At 40.1% G+C, this 20,811-nt stretch carries 19 protein-coding genes; 1 reads left to right on the plus strand and 18 read right to left on the minus strand.

What is annotated here, in order from left to right:
* Positions 1–20 precede the first annotated feature (20 nt).
* The 8 genes from opp2B to IGL48_RS12915 all read right to left on the minus strand — a co-directional run bounded on the left by opp2B (position 21) and on the right by IGL48_RS12915 (position 8,984).
* Positions 21–983, minus strand: a complete 963-nt coding sequence (opp2B, locus tag IGL48_RS12880) for an oligopeptide ABC transporter permease Opp2B (protein WP_002354943.1) — start codon at positions 981–983, stop codon at positions 21–23.
* Entirely contained in the window at positions 983–1,927 is a 945-nt protein-coding gene (opp2F, locus tag IGL48_RS12885) for an oligopeptide ABC transporter ATP-binding protein Opp2F (protein WP_002354942.1), read from the minus strand. The genes opp2B and opp2F overlap by 1 nt, the downstream gene beginning before the upstream one ends.
* Positions 1,927–2,967 (minus strand): oligopeptide ABC transporter ATP-binding protein Opp2D, encoded by a 1,041-nt coding sequence (gene opp2D, locus IGL48_RS12890; protein WP_002367425.1) that lies wholly within the window; start codon positions 2,965–2,967, stop codon positions 1,927–1,929. The genes opp2F and opp2D overlap by 1 nt, the downstream gene beginning before the upstream one ends.
* Positions 2,968–3,230: 263 nt before the next feature.
* Entirely contained in the window at positions 3,231–3,470 is a 240-nt protein-coding gene (acpP, locus tag IGL48_RS12895; RefSeq protein ID WP_002354939.1) for an acyl carrier protein, read from the minus strand.
* 136 nt (positions 3,471–3,606) lie between these two features.
* Complete coding sequence (gene plsX / locus IGL48_RS12900; protein ID WP_048949517.1) at positions 3,607–4,608, minus strand: phosphate acyltransferase PlsX; 1,002 nt, start codon at positions 4,606–4,608, stop codon at positions 3,607–3,609.
* Positions 4,609–4,710: 102 nt separating this feature from the next.
* Positions 4,711–6,747 carry an ATP-dependent DNA helicase RecG gene (recG, locus tag IGL48_RS12905; protein WP_002359051.1) on the minus strand — a complete coding sequence of 679 codons (2,037 nt, stop codon included), beginning with the start codon at positions 6,745–6,747 and terminating at the stop codon, positions 4,711–4,713.
* A gap of 115 nt (positions 6,748–6,862) precedes the next feature.
* Entirely contained in the window at positions 6,863–8,539 is a 1,677-nt protein-coding gene (locus IGL48_RS12910; protein WP_002354936.1) for a DAK2 domain-containing protein, read from the minus strand.
* 82 nt (positions 8,540–8,621) lie between these two features.
* On the minus strand, positions 8,622–8,984 hold the full coding sequence (locus IGL48_RS12915) for an Asp23/Gls24 family envelope stress response protein (protein WP_002354933.1): 363 nt from the start codon (positions 8,982–8,984) through the stop codon (positions 8,622–8,624).
* A gap of 273 nt (positions 8,985–9,257) precedes the next feature.
* Here IGL48_RS12915 and rpmB point away from each other — a divergent pair, with 273 nt between their 5' ends.
* On the plus strand, positions 9,258–9,446 hold the full coding sequence (rpmB, locus tag IGL48_RS12920; RefSeq protein ID WP_002354928.1) for a 50S ribosomal protein L28: 189 nt from the start codon (positions 9,258–9,260) through the stop codon (positions 9,444–9,446).
* A gap of 102 nt (positions 9,447–9,548) precedes the next feature.
* On the opposite strand, the gene IGL48_RS12925 is transcribed toward rpmB, so the two are convergent.
* The 10 genes from IGL48_RS12925 to IGL48_RS12970 form a co-directional block, all read right to left on the minus strand.
* Complete coding sequence (locus IGL48_RS12925; protein WP_002361010.1) at positions 9,549–10,193, minus strand: thiamine diphosphokinase; 645 nt, start codon at positions 10,191–10,193, stop codon at positions 9,549–9,551.
* Complete coding sequence (gene rpe, locus IGL48_RS12930; protein ID WP_002354925.1) at positions 10,190–10,843, minus strand: ribulose-phosphate 3-epimerase; 654 nt, start codon at positions 10,841–10,843, stop codon at positions 10,190–10,192. The genes IGL48_RS12925 and rpe overlap by 4 nt, the downstream gene beginning before the upstream one ends.
* 23 nt (positions 10,844–10,866) lie before the next feature.
* Positions 10,867–11,760 carry a ribosome small subunit-dependent GTPase A gene (gene rsgA / locus IGL48_RS12935; RefSeq protein WP_002359046.1) on the minus strand — a complete coding sequence of 298 codons (894 nt, stop codon included), beginning with the start codon at positions 11,758–11,760 and terminating at the stop codon, positions 10,867–10,869.
* A gap of 248 nt (positions 11,761–12,008) precedes the next feature.
* Positions 12,009–14,165 carry a serine/threonine protein kinase IreK gene (gene ireK / locus IGL48_RS12940; RefSeq protein WP_002365367.1) on the minus strand — a complete coding sequence of 719 codons (2,157 nt, stop codon included), beginning with the start codon at positions 14,163–14,165 and terminating at the stop codon, positions 12,009–12,011.
* A complete protein-coding gene (locus IGL48_RS12945) occupies positions 14,162–14,911 on the minus strand; it encodes a Stp1/IreP family PP2C-type Ser/Thr phosphatase (protein ID WP_002354922.1) in 750 nt (249 codons plus the stop codon). The genes ireK and IGL48_RS12945 overlap by 4 nt, the downstream gene beginning before the upstream one ends.
* 1 nt (position 14,912) lies before the next feature.
* The gene (rsmB, locus tag IGL48_RS12950; RefSeq protein ID WP_002354921.1) at positions 14,913–16,292 is read right to left on the minus strand and encodes a 16S rRNA (cytosine(967)-C(5))-methyltransferase RsmB; all 1,380 of its coding nucleotides are present in this window, start codon (positions 16,290–16,292) and stop codon (positions 14,913–14,915) included.
* A gap of 5 nt (positions 16,293–16,297) precedes the next feature.
* The gene (gene fmt / locus IGL48_RS12955) at positions 16,298–17,239 is read right to left on the minus strand and encodes a methionyl-tRNA formyltransferase (protein ID WP_002398166.1); all 942 of its coding nucleotides are present in this window, start codon (positions 17,237–17,239) and stop codon (positions 16,298–16,300) included.
* The gene (gene def, locus IGL48_RS12960; RefSeq protein WP_002371656.1) at positions 17,232–17,726 is read right to left on the minus strand and encodes a peptide deformylase; all 495 of its coding nucleotides are present in this window, start codon (positions 17,724–17,726) and stop codon (positions 17,232–17,234) included. The genes fmt and def overlap by 8 nt, the downstream gene beginning before the upstream one ends.
* Positions 17,727–17,752: 26 nt before the next feature.
* The gene (gene priA / locus IGL48_RS12965; RefSeq protein WP_048949516.1) at positions 17,753–20,185 is read right to left on the minus strand and encodes a primosomal protein N'; all 2,433 of its coding nucleotides are present in this window, start codon (positions 20,183–20,185) and stop codon (positions 17,753–17,755) included.
* A gap of 345 nt (positions 20,186–20,530) precedes the next feature.
* Positions 20,531–20,677, minus strand: a complete 147-nt coding sequence (locus IGL48_RS12970) for a putative holin-like toxin (protein ID WP_002383235.1) — start codon at positions 20,675–20,677, stop codon at positions 20,531–20,533.
* Positions 20,678–20,811 lie beyond the last annotated feature (134 nt).

The following is a 20,811-nucleotide window of genomic DNA, read 5'->3' on the forward strand; positions in this document are numbered from 1 at the left end:
ACCCTTTCTTCGTGTTTTTTCTACTGAATTCGAATTCTTGGATCAACAATACTCATTACAATATCAGAAATTAAGGTTCCGATAAGGGTTGCCAATCCCAAAATCAACACGAGAGCGGTAATAACGGAATAGTCACGTTGAATGATACTATCAATAAATAATTTTCCAATTCCTGGGAAAGCAAAAATCTTTTCAATAACGACTGATCCGGCAATCAAAGCAGTAATTTCATAACCTAATTGAGAGGCAATTGGTAATGCTGCATTTCTAAAAATGTGTCGATTAAAAATTTTATTCGTTGGCACTCCTTTTGAACGAGCAGTACGAACAAAGTCCATGTTTTTAACATCAATCACTTCACTGCGCAAATATTGAATAGTGACCGCTGTCCCTAGCAACGCTTGAGTGACCCCTGGTAAAATTAAATGCTTCAGTTTATCTAAATAATACGGCCACGTTCCCTCAGCCAAACCAACAGTCACGGTTCCACTCGTTGGGAACCAGTCTAAGCGATACCCAAAAATAAAGAGCATAATCAAGGCAAAGATGAATAATGGCACGGCAAAACTGAAGAAGTTGTAGATAACCACCATTTTGTCAAACCATGAATTTTGGTAACGGCCAGCAATTAAACCGAAAGGAATGGCGATTAAATACGTGATTATAACTGACACAGCGGCCAATGCAATCGTATTCCCCACCCGACCAGCAATGAGCGTGGACACAGGTAACTTAAAGATAAAACTATGCCCAAAATCTCCATGTAAGGCATTGCCAATCCAACGGAAATATTGTTCGTACCAAGGATCATTTAACCCGGCAGCTTCGCGCATGGCTTCAATCACTTTCGGGTCTTGGTTCGGATTAATCAATCCTGTAAACGGATCACCTGGCATCATTTTAGCCAACAGGAAAATCAAGACACTTAAAATAATCACTTGCGGAATCATCAATAACAAACGGCGTAAAATTGTTTTCCACATTATTCAGCACCTCCATTTTTTAACGCTACTTGGTGGGTTGGACTAATCGCATGTAAGTTATAAACCCGCCCATTTTCATCATAATAGTCTTTATGATTTTCCCGATACTCTTGCTCAACTCTTCTTCGTTCTTCTTTGTGAGCTTCTCGGTTCGCTACGTCAATTTTAGGAATTGCTGAAAGTAAGCGTTTGGTATAAATGTGTTGTGGATTAGTGTAAATATCTTGGCGTGTACCGATTTCTACAAAACGGCCTTTGTACATAATGGCAATGTTGTCACACATATGTTTAACTACGCCCAAATCATGGGAAATAAATAAGTAACTTAACCCATATTCCTGTTGAATGTTCTTCATAAAATTCAATACCTGTGCTTGCACAGATAAGTCCAGTGCTGAAACAGGTTCATCTGCAATAATTAATTTGGGGCTGGTAGCCACCGCTCGGGCGACGCCTAAACGTTGGCGTTGTCCACCAGAAAATTCATGAGGATATTTGTACAACGCATCTTCTGGCATCCCCACAATGTCCAACAAACTTTTGACTTTTTTCTTTTCTTCTTGGTCACTTAACCGTTCAAAATTTCGAATTGGTTCGGCGATAATATCTAGTACTCGTTTTTTAGGGTTTAAACTTGACATCGAATCTTGGAAAATCATTTGGACATCTTTGTTGTATCCAATCGCTTTTCGACTTCGCGGCTTGGTTACATCTTGTCCTTGATAAATAATTTCACCATTTGTAATTTTTTCTAAACCAATAATTGCTTTTCCTGTCGTTGATTTTCCAGAACCCGATTCACCAACTAACCCATACGTTTTACCTTGTTCAATCATGAAATCCACACCATCAACCGCCAAAACATGATCAGTGATTCGATTGAAGAAGCCGCTGCGAATTGGATAATGAACTTTTAAATCTTTAATTTGAATAATTTCTGTCATTACGCTTCCCCTTCCCCGTCTCTAAAATGAAAATGTTTATAACATGTACAACGAACATAATGATTCGGTGCAACTTCATGTAATGTTGGATTTTCTTCATGTTCCGATGCATCAATCCAAGGAATTCGTGGGGCAAACCGACAACCTTTTCTAGGTAATTTGGTTAACGAAGGAACAATCCCTTCAATCACATGAAGTTCTTCTTCATCAGAATTCTCTTGGGGAATGGACTGAAGTAAGGAACGTGTATATGGATGTTTCGGATGACTAAACAATTCTTCAGCAGTGGCTACTTCTACAAACTGACCCGCATACATAACCGCTACACGATCAGCCATTTCCGCAACTACACCTAAGTCATGGGTAATTAAAATAATGCCGCTCCCTGTTTCTTCTTGTAAATCTTTTAACAAATCGAGAATTTGTGCCTGAATGGTAACGTCTAAGGCCGTTGTTGGTTCATCTGCAATTAAAATCGGTGGTTTACACGCGATTGCAATGGCAATAATCACCCGTTGGCGCATGCCGCCAGACAATTCATGAGGATACTGTTTCCCGACACGCTCTGGGTTGGGAATTCCCACTTGATCTAACAGTTCAATGGCCCGTGCTTGTTTTTGTTGTGCGGTCATTTTGGTATGATACGTGAGACTTTCTTTAATTTGGTCTTCAATTCGCATGAGCGGATTCAGTGCAGACAACGGATCTTGGAAAATCATCCCAATATCGTTTCCTCTGACTTTGTTGTACAATGTTTCATTAAACGTAGTTAAGTTTAAATTGTTGTATAAAATTTCCCCAGTAATTTTGGTATGATTGGGATCATGTAAGCCCATAATCGTTGTTGCTAAGGTACTTTTTCCACAACCAGATTCTCCGACGATTGCTAGAATCTCATTTTTCTTCAATTCAAATGAAACATCATCGACGGCATTATAATAATCATCTTTGATTCTAAATGCTGTTTCTAATCCTGAAACCTCTAGTAATTGTTCATTTCCTTGCATCCATACGCACCCCTTACGTCCTTTCAAAAACATTATATAAATTAACTAATATTTAATGATAGCACTTTCTAATTTTTATCAATGTTAATTTACAGCTCATTGTTTTTTCATAATTTTATAGAATTATTCCATAAAAAGCAAGATAAAATAACTTTTTTCGCAGTTATTTTTTTACATGTATGATTTTTTTTACAAAAATATGTGTAAAAATAGCCTTATTGCTTAATAAAATAACCATTATGTACGCAAAAAAAGTCGATTAACAGGAATGTTAATCGACTTTGTCTTATTATTTTTTATGAATTACTCACAATATAATCTACAGCGGCACCAACTGTTTCAATTTTTTCTGCATCTTCATCTGAAATCTCTGTTCCAAATTCATCTTCAAGTTCTAAAACAAACTCCATTACGCTAATTGAGTCAGCGTTCAAATCATCTTTAATGTTTAATTGATCTGTTACTTGATCCGCTTCAATATCAAAGTGGTTTGAGATAATCTTCGCTACTTTTTGAAGTACTTCTTCACGAGTCAACTGTATTCACCTCCACTGCTTTTGAAAAAAGGTTCTTTCTTTTACTAAAACGCTAAGATACATTGTACTCACAATTTGGGTATTTGTCCATCTTTTTTTCATTTGAGTAACAAACTGATGTCAAGACAATTGCAAATTACTCTGCTTTGCCTTCATAATATTCCACTAATTGTGGGACAACTTGGGTTTCTAACATTGTATGAATTTGACGAATGGTGTAGCGGACGGCATCAGGACCCGTGGCCCCATGCGTTTTAATGACTGGCGCTTTTAAGCCAAATAAAACCGCTCCCCCATGTTTTGAGTAGTCCATTTCGTCTTTCATGCCACGCAACGCATTCTTTAATAATAAGGCGCCCATTTTTCCTTTGACACCTTCAGAAAGAATCGCTGTTTTCAGCAAGCTCATCATGTTCATAGCTGTGCCTTCGATGGATTTTAAAACGGCATTCCCTGTGAAGCCATCTGTCACCACCACGTCAGCTACGCCATTTAATAATTCTCGTGCTTCAACGTTTCCGACAAAATTAATCGTTTCATCTGCTGCTAACAATTCGAAGGCTTTTTTCGTTAATTCACTGCCCTTTGTTTCCTCAGTTCCGTTATTTAATAGACCGACACGAGGATTCTGAACGTTCCGAACTTTTTCAGCATAGAATGAACCTAAAACGGCATACTGAACCAAATGTTCTGGTTTATTGTCTGCATTGGCTCCTAAATCTAACATGTCAAACCCTTTGTCTGGTTCTCCCATGACAGGTAAAGTTGACATCAAACCGGGACGTTCCACATTTTTGATGCGGCCGACAATGAACAGACCCGCTGCTAATAGCGCTCCGGTGTTGCCTGCAGAAAAAATCGCATCGGCTTCCCCATTTTTAACTGCTTGCGCTGCTAAAACCATGGAGGCAGTTTTCTTACGACGGATTGCCTTCACTGGCTCATCGTCACTAGCAATTTTTTCATCGGTATGAATAATCGTAATGTTTTTTTCATCGGTGATGTATTTTTTTATTTCGGCTTCTTTTCCATATAATTGAAATTCAATGTCTGGGAAGTCTTGTTTGGCTAGCATAACCCCTTCAATAATTGCTTGTGGGGCGTTATCTCCACCCATTGCATCTACAGCAATTTTCATGAGTGATTCCCTCCTACTTTTTTGTTTCCTAACAAGTATAACATATTTTTTTCAAAGAAATACGCATTGGCTTTTACTTTCTGGCTTCAAAAATTACCTCTTCTAATCGAAAAATTGGGCCGCCTCATCTTGGGGTTTCACTCGATTGGCTAAGCCTTGATAAGCAGGATATTGCCACCATTCTTTCACTTGCCATAGGGCACTTGCTTCTTGGCGCGCAACTTCTAAAATGTTAAAGTCCGTCACGATATCTCCTACCGCAAATTGAGGCACCCCTGATTGCCGTGCACCGAACACTTCCCCAGGTCCGCGAAGTTCCAAATCACGCTCACTCAAGACAAAACCATTGGTGGTTTCTGTCATGATTTTCATACGCTCAACGCCCATTTCATTTTTCGGATTGGCCACTAAAATACAATAAGATGCACTGGAGCCACGCCCCACACGGCCCCGTAACTGATGTAACTGTGCTAACCCAAACCGGTCCGCATCCATAATTAACATCACCGTGGCATTTGGTACATTCACGCCAACTTCAATAACGGTGGTAGAAACCAATAATTGTAGCTGATTGTCTTTGAACTCCTGCATAATGTCATCTTTTTCTTGATTTTTCATTTTACCATGTAGTAATCCCACTTGATATCTTGGGGAATAAAAGCTTTGCATATGTTCAAAAATTTCTGTTGCGTTTTTCACATCTAAGGCTTCTGATTCTTCAATCAAGGGACAAATAATATAGGCTTGATGTCCTCGAGCCAGTTCTTTTTCCATCCATTCTAAAACAGTATCTAACTGCGGCGGCCGAATCCAACGTGTTTCGATTGGAATCCGTCCAGCTGGCATTTCATCAATGATTGATACATCCATTTCGCCATAGGCTGTAATTGCCAGCGTTCGAGGAATCGGAGTGGCCGTCATAAATAGAACATCTGGTTTTAAGCCTTTTTCTCTTAATATTTTTCTCTGATTCACACCAAAACGATGTTGCTCATCGGTGATTACCAAACCTAATTGATGGAAACTGACATCTTGTTGTATCAAAGCATGGGTCCCTACCACAATGTCAATCTCGCCATTGGCCAGTTCTTCGAGAATTAGACGACGTTCTTTCGTTTTGGTGGAACCTGTTAATAAGGCCGTTCGCACTTCTAATGGATCAAACAACTGCTGTAAGCTTTCCATGTGTTGCTGCGCTAAAATTTCAGTCGGAACCATCAACGCTCCTTGAAAGCCAGCGGTCATGGTGGCGTATAGCGCAATCGCAGCCACTACCGTTTTCCCACTCCCCACGTCACCTTGAAGCAATCGTTGCATATGCTTCGGACTTCGCAAGTCTCGACAAATTTCATTGGTCACTTTTTTTTGGGCGCCTGTCAATTCAAAAGGCAGTCCTTGGGTGAACGTTTTTAAGCGATCCACGTCATATTGAATAGCTAAACCATTTTTTTCCGCTTTTTCTTGTTTCTTCAATCCTTGCATTTTAAGTTGGAAAAGGAAAAACTCTTCAAAGACTACTCGCCGTTTGGCTTGATGGCTTTCTTCTGGATTACTGGGAAAATGCATCGCCCACATTGCTTCTTTTCTAGGCATCAAGCGGTACTTTTCTAATAAATCATTCGGTAAAATCTCTTCAACCAGTGAACCATACTCTTCAAAAGCAGTGCGGATTAACTGAACCAACGTGCTTTGGCGGACTTTTTTATTCACATGATAAATGGGGGCGAAATCTTCATTGTCTCCTTTAGAAGCTAAGATTTTCATGCCATTTAATGATTTTCTCTTGGCGTCCCATTTGCCATAAACAGCAATTTCTTCGGAAAGAACTACTTTGTCTTTTAAAAAAGGTTGATTGAAGAAGGAAACATTAATGACCGCATGTTCTTGCATCATTCGAAACGTTAACCGGCTCTTCTTATAACCGTACCGACTAACGACTGCTTCCGAAACCACTAGCCCTTTTAGCGTAACTTTTTCCTGATCCTGAATCTCGCTTAAATCCTTTTCTTGGATATCATCGTAGCGGAAGGGATAATACGTCAATAAGTCTTCAATTGTAGCAATCCCCAGTTCTTGTAAATTTTCAGCACGTTTTGGGCCAACACCGGGCAATACGCTGACTAAATCTGTGATGTCCATAAAATCCCCTCCTCATTAATATACGCAAAAAAATGGATCATTCATTAAATAGGCTGGTTCATTAGCCCTAACTAATGAACCAGCCTATTCGTTTTTATTTTTTCATCACGAAAACCTATTCTGCTGAGAATAAGTATGGATATACAGGTTGTCCACCTTCATGAAGTTCTGTTTCTAGTTCATCGTTTTCAGAAACTAAAATAGCGATTAGCTTTTCAGCTTCTTCAACAGAACCATCTTCGCCGACAATAATTGTCACGATTTCAGTGTCTTCATCAATCATGCGGTTCAACGTGTCTAATGATGCATTAAAACGATCTGCTTCAGAAACGACGATTTTACCATCAATCATTCCTAAGAAGTCATCTTTTTTAATTTCAACGTCATCAATGGTTGTGTCACGAACAGCTGTGGTTACTTGACCACTCACAACGCTGTCTAACATTTCCGTCATACTTGCTTTGTTTTCTTCTAATGATTGTTGATCATTGAAAGCTAACATTGCTGTCATTCCTTGAGAAATGGTTTTAGATGGAACAACCGCTACTGGTACATCGGCAACTTCTGCTGCTTGATCAGCCGCCATAAAGATGTTTTTATTGTTTGGTAAAATAATGACTTGCTCTGCATTCACTTCTTTGACTGCTTTTAAAATATCTTCCGTACTTGGGTTCATTGTTTGGCCACCACTAATAATGTAGCTTGCACCTAAACTTCGGAATAATTCTTGAACGCCTTCACCGGCTGCAATAGCAATCACAGCAAACGGTACGCGAACTTTTTCAGTCAACGCTTCTTGCTGAGCATCGCGTTCAACTAACGTTTCATGTTGTAAACGCATATTGTCTACTTTTATTTTTACTAACGAACCAAATTTTTGGCCGTAGTTCATCACTTCACCTGGATGCTCAGTGTGTACGTGAACTTTGATAATTTCGTCATCGTTAACGACTAATAGAGAATCGCCTAGTTCATTTAAGTAGTTTCTGAATGTTTCATAATCAAAAGCGCTGTCCACGGTTGGGCCTTCGCCGATACGAACCATAATTTCTGTACAATAGCCAAATTTAATGTCTTCTGTCGCAACGTGACCACTAACACCACGATGATGTTCAGCATTAACCATTTCGTCCATTTCGGCAGGACTTGGTTCATACGTTTCAGTTGGTAAAAATTCACCACTAAGCGCTTCTAAAAATCCTTCATAGATAAATAGTAGTCCTTGACCCCCACTATCTACAACGCCGACTTCTTTTAGGACAGGTAATAAATCAGGTGTTTTCGCTAAAGCACGTTTAGCACCTGCTACAACAGCTGTCATAACTTCGATACAGTCATCTGTTTCTTTCGCTTTACGTTCACCAGAACGCGCCGCTTCACGAGAAACAGTTAAGATTGTTCCTTCAACGGGTTTCATCACTGCTTTATACGCTGTTTCTACACCATGTGTAAAGGCAGCGGCCAAGTCTTTGGCATTTAATGTTGTAACCTCAGGAATTTGTTTTGAGAAGCCGCGGAATAATTGAGATAAAATAACCCCAGAATTTCCACGAGCACCCATTAATAACCCTTTGGATAACGCACCTGCTAATTCTCCTACTTTTTCAGAGCGAGAATCGGCCACAGCCTTTGCACCACTGGTCATTGATAAGTTCATATTTGTTCCTGTATCACCATCGGGTACAGGGAAAACGTTTAATGAGTTGACATATTCTGCATTTGTGTGCAGACGAGTCGCACCTGCCTGGACCATTTCCTGGAACTGACCTGCGCTGATTTCTGTTACATTCACCTAAAAAATCCTCCTTCAGATTTACCGCTAACGGCAACACACGACTTCCTTGTGCAATTGCATCGTTGACAGTACACTACCTCTAATCCGGTAATACACGAACTCCTTGAACAAAAACGTTAACTGAATTCGCAGTGACACCTAATAATGTTTCAAGATTATATTTTACTTTTTCTTGGACGTTACGAGAAACTTCAGAAATTTTTGTACCATAACTAACAATCGTGTAGACATCCACTGCGATTCCGTTGTCTTCTTGACGAACAACGACACCACGTGAGTAATTCTCACGACGTAAAATATCGTTTAAGTTATCTTTAATTTGATTTTTGCTTGCCATTCCGACAATTCCGTAAATATCTGTCGCAGCTCCGCCAACTACTGTAGCGATCACATCATTGGTAATCTCAATGGTACCTGCGGGTGTTTGAATTTTTACAGCCATTGATGAAAGCCTCCTTATAAGAGCACATTCGCCCTATTTTCTTCCATAACATTTTATCATATCCAGCCTTTAATTAAAAGGAAGTTCGTCAGATATTTTCATTCTTCCACTTCTAAGTGAACATTCTAGCAAGATTTCAATTTACTCTTTTTGATTGCTAAAGTCAAATCATAGAAAAAAATCTTCTTGCAAATCAGTGCCTAATATGATAAATTAAGTTAGTATGAGCTGAATATTATCGCTCCAAGATCAAGGCAAAGGAGGAAACTTAAAATGGCAAAAGTATGTTACTTCACTGGTCGTAAGACTTCAAGTGGTAATAACCGTTCACATGCGATGAACTCAACAAAACGCACTGTGAAACCTAACTTACAAAAAGTTCGCGTATTAATCGATGGTAAACCTAAAAAAGTTTGGGTGTCAACTCGTGCTTTGAAATCTGGTAAAATCGAACGTGTTTAATAAACTTAAATAAGCAAAGCTGGACGTTCGTTGTTCGGCTTTTTTTATTGCATAAAAAAAGAGGCTGGACCTTCATCGCATTGATGAAGGTCCAACCTCTTTTTACTTGTCTTTACTTTGAATAACCGCAATCATCCCTGCATCGAAGGAAAAAGCAGCGGCTTCTTCGATAAATTCATTACTTGCATACGATGTTGGGTAAGGAACATCTTGATTGGTTAATAAATATTTACTGCGTCGTAGCGTCAAGTTTTCTACAGGCGTCAAACAGCAGTAGGCCAGATATTCTTTATCTGGCTCTTTTGGTACGATATACGAACCAGGGGCGTAATACTGGATGCTATTTTGACGATCGCATAGACGGATTTGGCGAAGTACGCCTTGAAATCGTGGTTCAAAGGGTAACCAAAGATTGGCTAATAAGTGGTCAATTCTGCCCCCTGTCGCACCGATAATCGTCATCTCTGCTTGTGGAAATCGTTGTAAAGCTTCTTGAAGCGCTAATTGTGTATCTGTATCATCTTTTTCAGCAGGTGCTTGGATGAGTGTTTCGGCAGTTTCTTGGACAAAATGGTATTCTTCTCGTGATAATGAATCAAAATCGCCCACCGCTAATTGTAACGGTAAATCGGCCTCTAATAAATGGAGACAGCCGCGATCAATACCTACGAAATAATCATACGTAGCTGGTTCAATGGTTGGCCAATCACTTGGATTGCCGCCAGCTACCAGTAAGACACGACTCATTTGTCTAGCACTGCTCTCAGTGCATCGATTCGTTCTTGAGGATTTTCAGCATTATAAATGTAGGAGCCTGCAACAAACACTTCCGCACCAGCTTCTTTGCAGCGTGCGGCAGTTTCAGGAACAATCCCGCCATCGACTTCAATTTCATAGGTGTATCCTTTTGTTTCTTTCCATTCTTTTAATTGAGCAATTTTTTCTAGTGAGTTTTCAATAAATGATTGTCCGCCAAAGCCTGGATTGACAGTCATTACCAAGACTTGATCTGCCAAGTCTAATACATTTTCGATCATCGAAAGTGGTGTCCCAGGATTGATGGTTACGCCAGCTTTCACACCCGCATTTTTAATCATTTGTAAGGCACGATGAATATGGGGTGTTGCTTCTTGATGGACAGTAATAATATCCGCACCGGCTTCCGCAAAGGCATTGATATAGTTTTCAGGTTGTACAATCATCAAATGAACATCCAATGGTAGTTTTGTCACTGGACGAATCGCTGAAACGATATTCGGTCCTAAGGTAATGTTGGGCACAAATTGACCGTCCATGACATCAACATGAATATAATCTGCTCCTAATTCTTCTACTAAACGGATATCTCTTTCTAAATTGGCAAAATCGGCACTTAAAATGGATGGTGCTAGTTTCATTTGGCTCGCTCCCTTTATATTTGCTATGATTTTTTCTTATAAACAGGTCGTCGATTCTCGATTTCCATTAAAAACTGTAAATAATTTTCGTAACGACTCGTCGCAATGGTTCCCGCTTCCACTTGACGTTTCACTTCACAACCAGGTTCTTTGTGGTGCATACATTCACGAAACTTACAGTGAGAGGCCGCGGCAACAAATTCAGGAAATTGCTTTGGTAATTCCACTGCTTCCATCTCCAAGAAATCGATGGCACTAAATCCTGGTGTATCAGCAACCAAACCGTCGTATAACGGAATCAATTCCACGTGACGGGTCGTATGTTTGCCCCGTCCTAAAGATTGGGAAATTTCCGCAGTTGCTAGTTGTAATTCTGGTGAAATTTGATTCAACAATGTTGATTTTCCAGCGCCTGATTGTCCCATAAAAACAGTCAACCGTTCTGGGAAAAAGCGTTCTAATTCTTTGGTGGCTTCTACGTCTTCCGAAGCGATTACCGCATAACCTAACGCTTCATAAATCTGTTTAATTTCAGTGACTTCTTGACGTTGCGGCTCATCTAATAGATCAACTTTCGTTAAATAAATAACTGGTTCTATATCCTTATACTCTAAGCTGACTAAGAAACGATCCAACAAATTAAACGAAAAATTTGGCGAAACCATACTCATGACAACCACACCTAGATCCACATTTGCAACAGGCGGGCGCACTAATTCATTTCGTCTTGGTAAAATTTCCAACACATAACCATCTGTTAAATTATCGCTTTCAAAAAGCACTTCATCTCCCACGAGTGGCGTAATTTTTCGATTACGAAAATTCCCTCGCGCTCTTGTTTGATATGTTTCTCCATCTGCGTATACATAATAAAAACCGCTTAACGCTTTTCTGATTTGACCTTTCAGATAAACCACTCCTAACTACTTTCGAATATACAGGATAGTGGCAGAGAAATCAAGGGAGCCTCTCGATTCTATTAATTAAAAAGAGCCTAGGACATAAGTCGAAATGACTTACCTTCCTAGACCTAAATCTTAAGATAAATGGCGAGACAGGAGCAGCTTCTTCTTATTGCTGAGAAACACTATTTGAAAAGCAAATAGATGTTAAACAGTACCTACTTGGTTCTTGAAGCTAAACCCTCCTGTCCCAACCTCTTGTCTTAATTACTCGTACTACTTTCACTAGTGGTGCTTTTTGAATCATTTGCTTTTGAATAATAAACTGTAACAGAGTCGCCTTTTTTGACTTTGCTGCCAGCAGATGGGCTAGTTCGTTCAACGACTTGGCCATCGCCAGAGCCAGATAATCCTTGTTCATTGATTTTAAGGCCAGCGTTATTGATGCTGTCTTCTGCAGCTTTTGGCGAATAACCTGAAATATCAGGAACAGTTACTGAGTCACTGCCTTTGCTGACATGTAAAGTAATCGTGTCATTTTTCGGATCAACAGCGGTACCAGAAGCTGGTTCTTGACTAATCACGGTATCTTTTTCAACTTTGTCGCTTTCTTCGTCCACTCGTTTAATTTGAGATTCTGGGATACCTAAAGCAATTAAGCGACTTACCGCATTATCGTAAGAAATTCCGCTATAATCAGAAAGTGTCACTTTGTCGCTACCTTTACTTACATATAACGTCACTTGGCCATTTTTAGGTGTCACGGTGCCCCCTGGTGCGGGGTCTTGCGTAATGACTAAACCTGGTTCTACCGTATCGCTTGCTTGGTCGACACGCGTAATTTGAGATTCAGAAATGCCTAACTGTGCCAGTGCATTTACTGCATTTGTGTAAGAATAACCGGCGTAACTAGGCAAAGTAACCGCTTCTGGTCCTTCACTGACCGTTAAAGTGACTTTGTCTTTTTTCGGATCAACTTTTTTACCTGCAGCTGGTTTTTGTTTAATAATGTTATCTGTAGACACAGAATCACTGTATTCTTTTTTCGTTGTAATTTGGTCTTCTGAAAACCCTAGTTTTTTCAAGGCTTCGACAGCAGATTCATACGATTCGTTTGTATAATCGGCCATCTCAATTTTTTCTGTTCCAGAGCTGATATATAAAGTAACAGATCGGCCTTTTTTCACAGATGATTTTGCTTCGGGGTCTGTTTTGACCACCTTGCCTTCTTCAATCTTATCATCGGGAATTTTTTTGGTTTCACTATCGACTTTCAGCCCGGCACTTTGTAGCGCTTGTGAAGCGTCCGCTTTCGTTTCATTTGTAACATCAGGAACTTCAACGTCTTTACCACCCGACATTGCAAAGGCTAAGCCACCTATTGCTAAAGCAATTAATGCCGCAATTGCTAAGCCAATCCACAATTTTTTGCGGTTTTTCTTCGGTGGTTGTTCAGCTAAAATGTCATCTGCGATATCTTCTGGAACTTCGACAGGCGTTGTCTCTTCCGGTTCAGCGATGTCTTCGGGAATCGGAGTTAATACTTTCGTTTCTCCTAATAAAGCCGTTGGTTCCCACGCAGGTTCGTTTAAACGACTGGCTGACAAGGACGTGTATAAGTCTTCTGCCATCTCATTCGCTGTTTTGTAGCGATCGCTTGGGTCTTTTGCGGTTGCATGACGAACCACATTTTCCAATGATTGAGGAATCCCTGGATCAAACATTTTAACAGAGGGAATTTCTTCTTGAAAATGTTTTAAGGCAATCGTTACGGCTGATTCACCATCAAAAGGTACATTCCCTGTTAGCATTTCATAGAGAATAATTCCCACAGCGTAAATATCTGATTGGTTAGTCGCCATGCTTCCGCGCGCTTGTTCTGGCGATAAGTAATGCACCGAACCTAACATTGTGTTCGTTTGCGTAATTGACGTTTCTGACAAAGCAATCGCAATCCCAAAGTCAGTAATTTTGACTGTGCCGTGTTCGTCAATCAGAATGTTTTGCGGTTTTAAATCCCGGTGAATAATTCTATGTTCATGTGCCATTGCGACAGCAGATAAAATTTGTTGCGTAATGTCCACAACTGTGGAATAAGGAATTGGGAAATGCGTTTGGATGTACCGTTTTAAGTCCATTCCTTTCACATATTCCATGACTAAATATTGTAGTCCATCTTCTTCGCCTACATCGTACACACTGACGATATTCGGGTGAACCAGCTCAGTTGCGGCTAGTGCTTCACGCTGAAAACGTCGGATGGCGGCTTGATCGTTTTGGAAGTCAAAGCGCAAGACTTTTACTGCAACGTCTCGGTCTAAAATTAAATCGTGTGCTAAATAGACGTTGGCCATACCGCCGCTTCCGATGCTGCCAATAATGTGATATCGACCATTCAGCTTCTTGCCGATTTCTATCATTGGTTTTCCTCCTTCTGTTCGTCAAAGTGTATCACTAACACGGTAATGTTATCTAAACCACCTGCTTCATTTGCTTGGGCAACGAGTTGGCTTAATTTGGATTCTAAGGGATCTGACGTCTCTAAAATTTCTAAAATTTTTGTCTCAGGAACCATATTGGTTAAACCGTCCGAACATAACAGTAAATAGTCATTAGGCAGCCATTCATGATTGGTTACATCGACTTCGACAGTGCCAGGCATTCCCAAAGAACGTGTTAGGACATTTTTTCGTGGATGATTTGCAGCCATCTCACGAGTAATCTCCCCTGATTTTACTAGTTCATTCACTAAAGAATGATCTTCTGTTAATTGTAACATGTGTTGGTCACGAACTAAATAAGCACGACTGTCCCCCACATTTGCTAAGACAAATGAATCCGGTAAAAGGATGGCACCAACCACGGTTGTCCCCATTCCTAAATACTCTGGTTTCGATTGTCCGCGTTCATAAATTTTTTCATTTTCCTTTTGAATTGCTTGAATTAACCACTGTGCAGATTTTTCAGCTGAGTCGACAGACGCATTGGACCAACTCTCACCTAAATTATTGACTGCCATTTGGCTAGCGACATCACCTGCTTGGTGACCACCCATGCCATCTGCTAAAACAGCAAAGGTTATGTGTTGTTGGTTCTCAAAAACGTTGGCATAATCTTGGTTCGTATTTCTTTTGCGACCGACATCTGATTGAACGTTGATTTCCAAATTATTTCACCTCATTTGAACTAACTTTCCGCATACAGCAAATAAAGAAGCCATCTGTCATGTATTGATGGGGATACAGAACCAGTTCTTGCTCTTTTACTACTGCTTGGACATTTTCATTTGCAACAATTTCAATTTTTTCAAATTCAGGGTGTTTGGCTAAAAAGGCTGCCACTACTTCCTGATTTTCTTCTGGCGTAATAGTACAAGTGCTATAGACCATTATACCCCATTGTTTTAGTGTTGGGGCAACACTTTCTAAGATTTCTAACTGAATTTTAGGTAAATTTTGAAAATCATTGGCCGTTTTATGGTATTTAATGTCTGGTTTACGGCGCATTAGCCCTAAGCCTGAACATGGTGCATCAACTAAAATCCGATCAAAGGTTTCTGCGGGAAATTCTTCGGCCACTTGTCGCGCATCAAGCTTTTCTGCTTGGACGACATCCGCCACATGGAGGCGTTGCGCATTTTCATTAATTAGCTTAATTTTGTGCGCATGAATATCTAAAGAGGTCACACGACCACCTGCTTCAGCCTCTAAAAAAGTTGCGATATGAGTCGTTTTGCCACCAGGAGCCGCACAAGCATCCAAGACACGATGATGCGGTTCAATTTGCATCGCTGGAGCCACGAGCATAGAGCTTTCATCTTGAATGGTTAAACAACCGTTAATAAACAGTTCACTGCCAGCTAAGTAGCCTTTTTCAGCGACAACACCATAAGGGGAAAGTTGACTTTCCTTCGCGGCAATCCCTGTTTCTTGTAATTCTTCCAGCGCTTCTTCTCGTGAAATAAACCGTGTGTTTACTCGGCCACTCGCATGGCTTTTTTCAAATAATGATAAACCTAACTGCCGTGTTTCTTCTTCGCCTAATTGGGCAAGTAATTTTTCTGTTAACCAACGTGGCATGCTAATTTCCGTGGCTAAACGATCAACTGGATCGCTAATTGCGGCCAAACTAGGTGCTCCATTTCGTTGGAACGCCCGCAGCACGCCATTCACGAATTTACCAATCCCAGGATTGCCACGACGTTTGCCAATTTCAACCGCTTCATTAATGACTGCATGATCGGGCACTTTATCTAAATAAAGTAATTGATATAACGATAAAATCAATAAATTTTTCACCCAATTATCGACTTTTTGCGGTTTCTTAACAAATGGTGTTAAGTAGTATTCCAACAATAATTTGCGACTAATTGTGCCGTAGACAAGTTCTGTAAACAAGCGGCCATCTTTCTCGCTTAGTTCTGATTTTGTCATCATTTCATTAAGTAAAAGATTGGAGTACGCCCCACCTTTATCCACACGTTCGATGGTTTCTAAAGCAACGTATCGAACAGAACGTTTTAATTTCTTGGGGATTTTTTCAGCCATTTTTGTTAGTCCACCTTATCTTTTTCTGCGACATTTTGACCAACGCCATTTAAAAATTCTTGAATCGTTAATTGACCTTTACCTGCTGGTTGCAGGCGATCAATTTGAAGGACTGTCCCTTCACCACAAGCAATCCATAGCGCTTTTTTACTACGCTGGATAATCGTTCCTGGGGCGCTAGTTGTTGTTTCAGTCAGTGGTGTCACTGCCCAAATTTTCCAGTTGGTCCCTTGATAGGTTGTGAACGCTGTTGGCCAAGGACGCATACCACGCACTTGGTTATCAATTGCCTCAGCAGTTTTTTGCCAGTCAATTCGTTCTTGTTCTCGGGTAATATTTGGTGAAAAAGTAGCCTCTTCTTCCACTTGTGGAATAGGCGTGATTTCGCCAGCAATTAGCTTGGGTAACGTTTCTAATAAAAGTTCTTTTCCTAGAATGCTTAATTTTTCAAACATGGTGCCTACATCGTCTTGTTTCGTAATCGGAATTGCACGTTGCGCTAAAATCGCGCCAGCATCCATTTTTTTCACCATTTCCATAATCGTGACGCCTGTTTCTTTTTCTCCTTCAATAATCGAGTAATGTACAGGTGCGCCGCCACGATATTTTGGTAAAAGTGAGGCATGGACATTAATCGCACCTAGTTTGGGCGCTTTTAAAATTTTCTCTGGTAAAAATTGTCCAAAGGCTGCTGTCACAATTACATCTGGTGCTAAGTCAATCACTTTTTCCATTTCAGGAGAACCTGAAATTTTCTCTGGTTGTAAGACTAATAAGTTATGTTTTAAAGCTGCTTCTTTGACAGGCGTTGGGGTAATCACTTTTTTTCGGCCAACTGGTCGATCTGGTTGCGTGACAACCGCTTGAACGTCATAGCCTGCCTCGATTAAACTTTCTAAAATCGGAACAGAAAAGGCTGGTGTGCCCATAAATACAATTTTAGTCATCAAAATGTTCCTCCATATACGCTTCTAAATCTTCTGGTGCAATTTTCTCAATCATTTTATCGATAAATAACTCGCCGTTCAAATGATCAATTTCGTGTTGAAAAGCTCGAGCTAAATAGCCGTAAGCCGTAACTTCCATTTCTTCACCTTCACGGTCAAAATAACGGACAGTCACTTCATCTGCTCGTTCAACGGTTCCATATGTTTCTGGAATACTTAAACAGCCTTCCACATCAATACTGGTTCCCTTTTTTTCAATAATCACTGGATTAATTAGTTCAAAACGACCAGATTCTTCATCGATTTCAATCACTGCCATTTGCAAATTTTTACCAATTTGCGGGGCTGCTAAGCCAATCCCATCATGGGCCAGCATTGTTTCATACATATCCTCTAGTAACTGCACAATTTCATCGGTAATAATCGTCACAGGTTGAGCCTTCATTTTTAAGTGTTCGTTCGGGTGAATCACAACTGGATAGCGCATAAGTGCTCCTTTCAAAGCTGTATTTTTTAAATAAAATTCATGGGTTCTGCATCAATGGAAAGCTTTAAGCCACGAGCCGTTGCTCGTTGTGTATCGGTTAAAATTTCTTTCAATAATGGTTGAAGCATTGGTTCTTGTTTATACTTGATAATCACTTGATAAAAGTATCGATTATTGACACGCATAATTGCGTTGGGCGTTGGTCCCAACAAAATAGCTTGCGACGATAAGCCTTGTTTTAATTTCGTCGCAATTTGAAACATTTGTTTCGCTGCTTCATTCTCTTCAGGATGACTGGCCGTAATTTGGACCGTAAAATAGTACGGCGGATAATCCCCACGATGGCGGATATACATTTCTTTTGTATAAAAATCTTCATAATCTTGGGCTTTTGCCAATTGTATCGCATAATGCTCGGGGTTAAAAGATTGAATGATGACTTCCCCCGGTTTTTCAGCGCGACCAGCTCGACCGCTGACCTGTGTCAATAACTGGAAGGTCCGTTCACTGGAACGAAAATCGGGTAAATTCAAGGCGGTATCAGCATTTAAGACACCGACTAACGTCACATTTGGAAAGTCCAGTCCTTTGGCAATCATTTGTGTGCCTAATAAGATATCCGCTTGTCCTTCACCAAATGTTCGCAAAATTTTTTCATACGCACCTTTGCGACGGGTCGTATCAACATCCATTCGGAGAATACGACTGTCTGGTAACAACGTTTGTAATTCTTCTTCTACTTTTTGTGTGCCTGTTCCGTAGTAGCGAATTTTATCTTGGCCACAGTTAGGACAGCGATAAGGAATCCGTTCTTCATGTCCACAATAATGACATTTCATTGTTTTGCTATCCATATGCAAAGTTAAGGAAATATCACAATTCGGACACGGCAACACATAGCCACAATCGCGACACATCACAAATGACGAATAGCCACGGCGATTAAGTAGGAGAACACTTTGTTCGTTTTTCTCTAAGCGTTCTTGGAGTTTTTCTTGCAACGACATGGAAAAAGAAGAGACATTGCCATTTTCTACTTCTTGACGCATATCCACTACATCAATCGTGGGCAAGGTTGCCGCTTGATTGGCACGCTGTGTTAATCGTAACCGCTGATAAACGTTTTTTTGCGCACGAGCGCGTGATTCCAAGGATGGCGTGGCACTGCCTAAAACAACAGGGCAATGATGATACTCCGAACGCCAAATCGCTAAATCTCTCGCGTGGTAGCGGGGGGTTTCTTCTTGTTTATAACTTGCCTCGTGTTCTTCATCAATAATGATCACACCGATGTTTTCGATTGGCGCAAAAATGGCAGAACGCGCGCCAACCACCACTTCCGCTTCTCCTCGTTCAATCTTCCGCCACTCATCGTATTTTTCACCTTGCGATAAGCCACTATGCATTACAGCAACATGTTCGCCAAAGCGACTTTTAAAGCGTTGCACCATTTGCGGAGTTAAAGAAATTTCAGGGACAAGCATAATGGCTGTTTTGCCTTGGTTAAGAACTTCTGCAATGACCTGTAGATAAACTTCTGTTTTCCCGCTTCCTGTAATACCTTCCAATAAGTAGGTTTGGCTTTGCTGTTCTTGGACCGATTGTAAGATTGTTTCCACAGCCACCTGTTGTTCTGCATTTAAAGATAACGCAGTCGTTTTTTCAAACGTCTGATTAGCAAACGGATCACGATACGCTTCTTTTTCAATGAACGTTAACCAGCCGTTTTTGGCGGCTTCATTTAAAAGTGCGGTACTGAAACCTAATTCTTTCATTTCCTTCACAGCGGTGACTTTTTCAGTGCCCAAACGTTGTAAATAGTAAAGAAGTTGCTCTTTCTTCTTAGCTCCCTTGCGTAAACCCAAACGAATTTCCTCTAATTGTTCAAATTCCTTAGCGGCTTGAATGAAGCGGACCATTTTGACTTTATTTCTCGTCGTAACTTCGTAGCGAATATCGACTTTTTGCTGTTTACGCAACGTCATTAGTTGAGGCAAAATCCCACGTTCTTGCGCTTGGTCCCACGAAATTTCCTCTAAACCATAAAATAACTGATCTTGTAATTCTTCAGAAAGCTCATCCGTTAAATAAATATATTTTTGGTAATCGGCACGCATTACGCTAGGCAACATGGTTTGCAAACAAGTGATTTTAAAAGCAAACGTTTTTTCCTTCATATAATCAGCTAAAGCCAACATTTCTGTATTTAAAACAGGTTTTAAATCCAACACCGCCACTAGTTCTTTCAACTGAACATTGGTTTCGTCAAGAACCGTTGCAGCCATTGGTTCAATGGCTAAAACAAACCCTTGAACATGCCGATTACCGTTACCAAAAGGCACTTCTACACGCATGCCGACAGCCAATTGCTCATTTAAATTTTCAGGAACTAAATAAGTGAATGGTTGATCGGTTTGCATCGTTGGTACATCCACAATAACTTTGGCTACTTTTTGCATGGTGCATCCTCCTTTTTATGTAAATTCTCTTTGCCTATTGTACTAAAGATTGACTGATTTGTCTTGTGTGTCTCGTTGTTGTTAAGCTTAGTTAATTTCCCCTTAAAATATAAAAAGCTAGCTTTCCTAAACAAATGATCTAAGAAAGTAGCTTTTAGTAATCCTCTTAAAATACTTTGAAACTTACACTGCTAACTAGTGTTAGCACTCTACATTTTTTTATGGTATAATCATTTTGAAAGAGAGATGTTGGTCCATCTCTCTAACTGTAGAATCATGATAGTAACTTAGTTTTTACTTAATTAAAAAGAAATAACCAGTTAACCGTTCAAAGTTTATGACTGGTTATTTCTTTTTGTCTTTTTTTAGCAAAGTGACAACCAAACTAATCAACGCAATGGTATATAAACCAAAGTCGAAAATTAGTCCGATTACATCTAATGCGGACAAATACGGCTTTCCCCTTTCATAGATTTCAGTACTTATGCTCATAAGCACCACCACCTTCCAGAAGTAGCCACCGTCATAACTTATCTACAAAAACAGTATACCACAAAAGTCATCCCACAACATTTGCAATCACAAAAAAACAAGCCTTTACTTGAAGAAAGCTTCAATCATAGACT

This window comes from Enterococcus sp. DIV1090 (assembly GCF_050537975.1).
GTDB lineage: Bacteria > Bacillota > Bacilli > Lactobacillales > Enterococcaceae > Enterococcus > Enterococcus faecalis.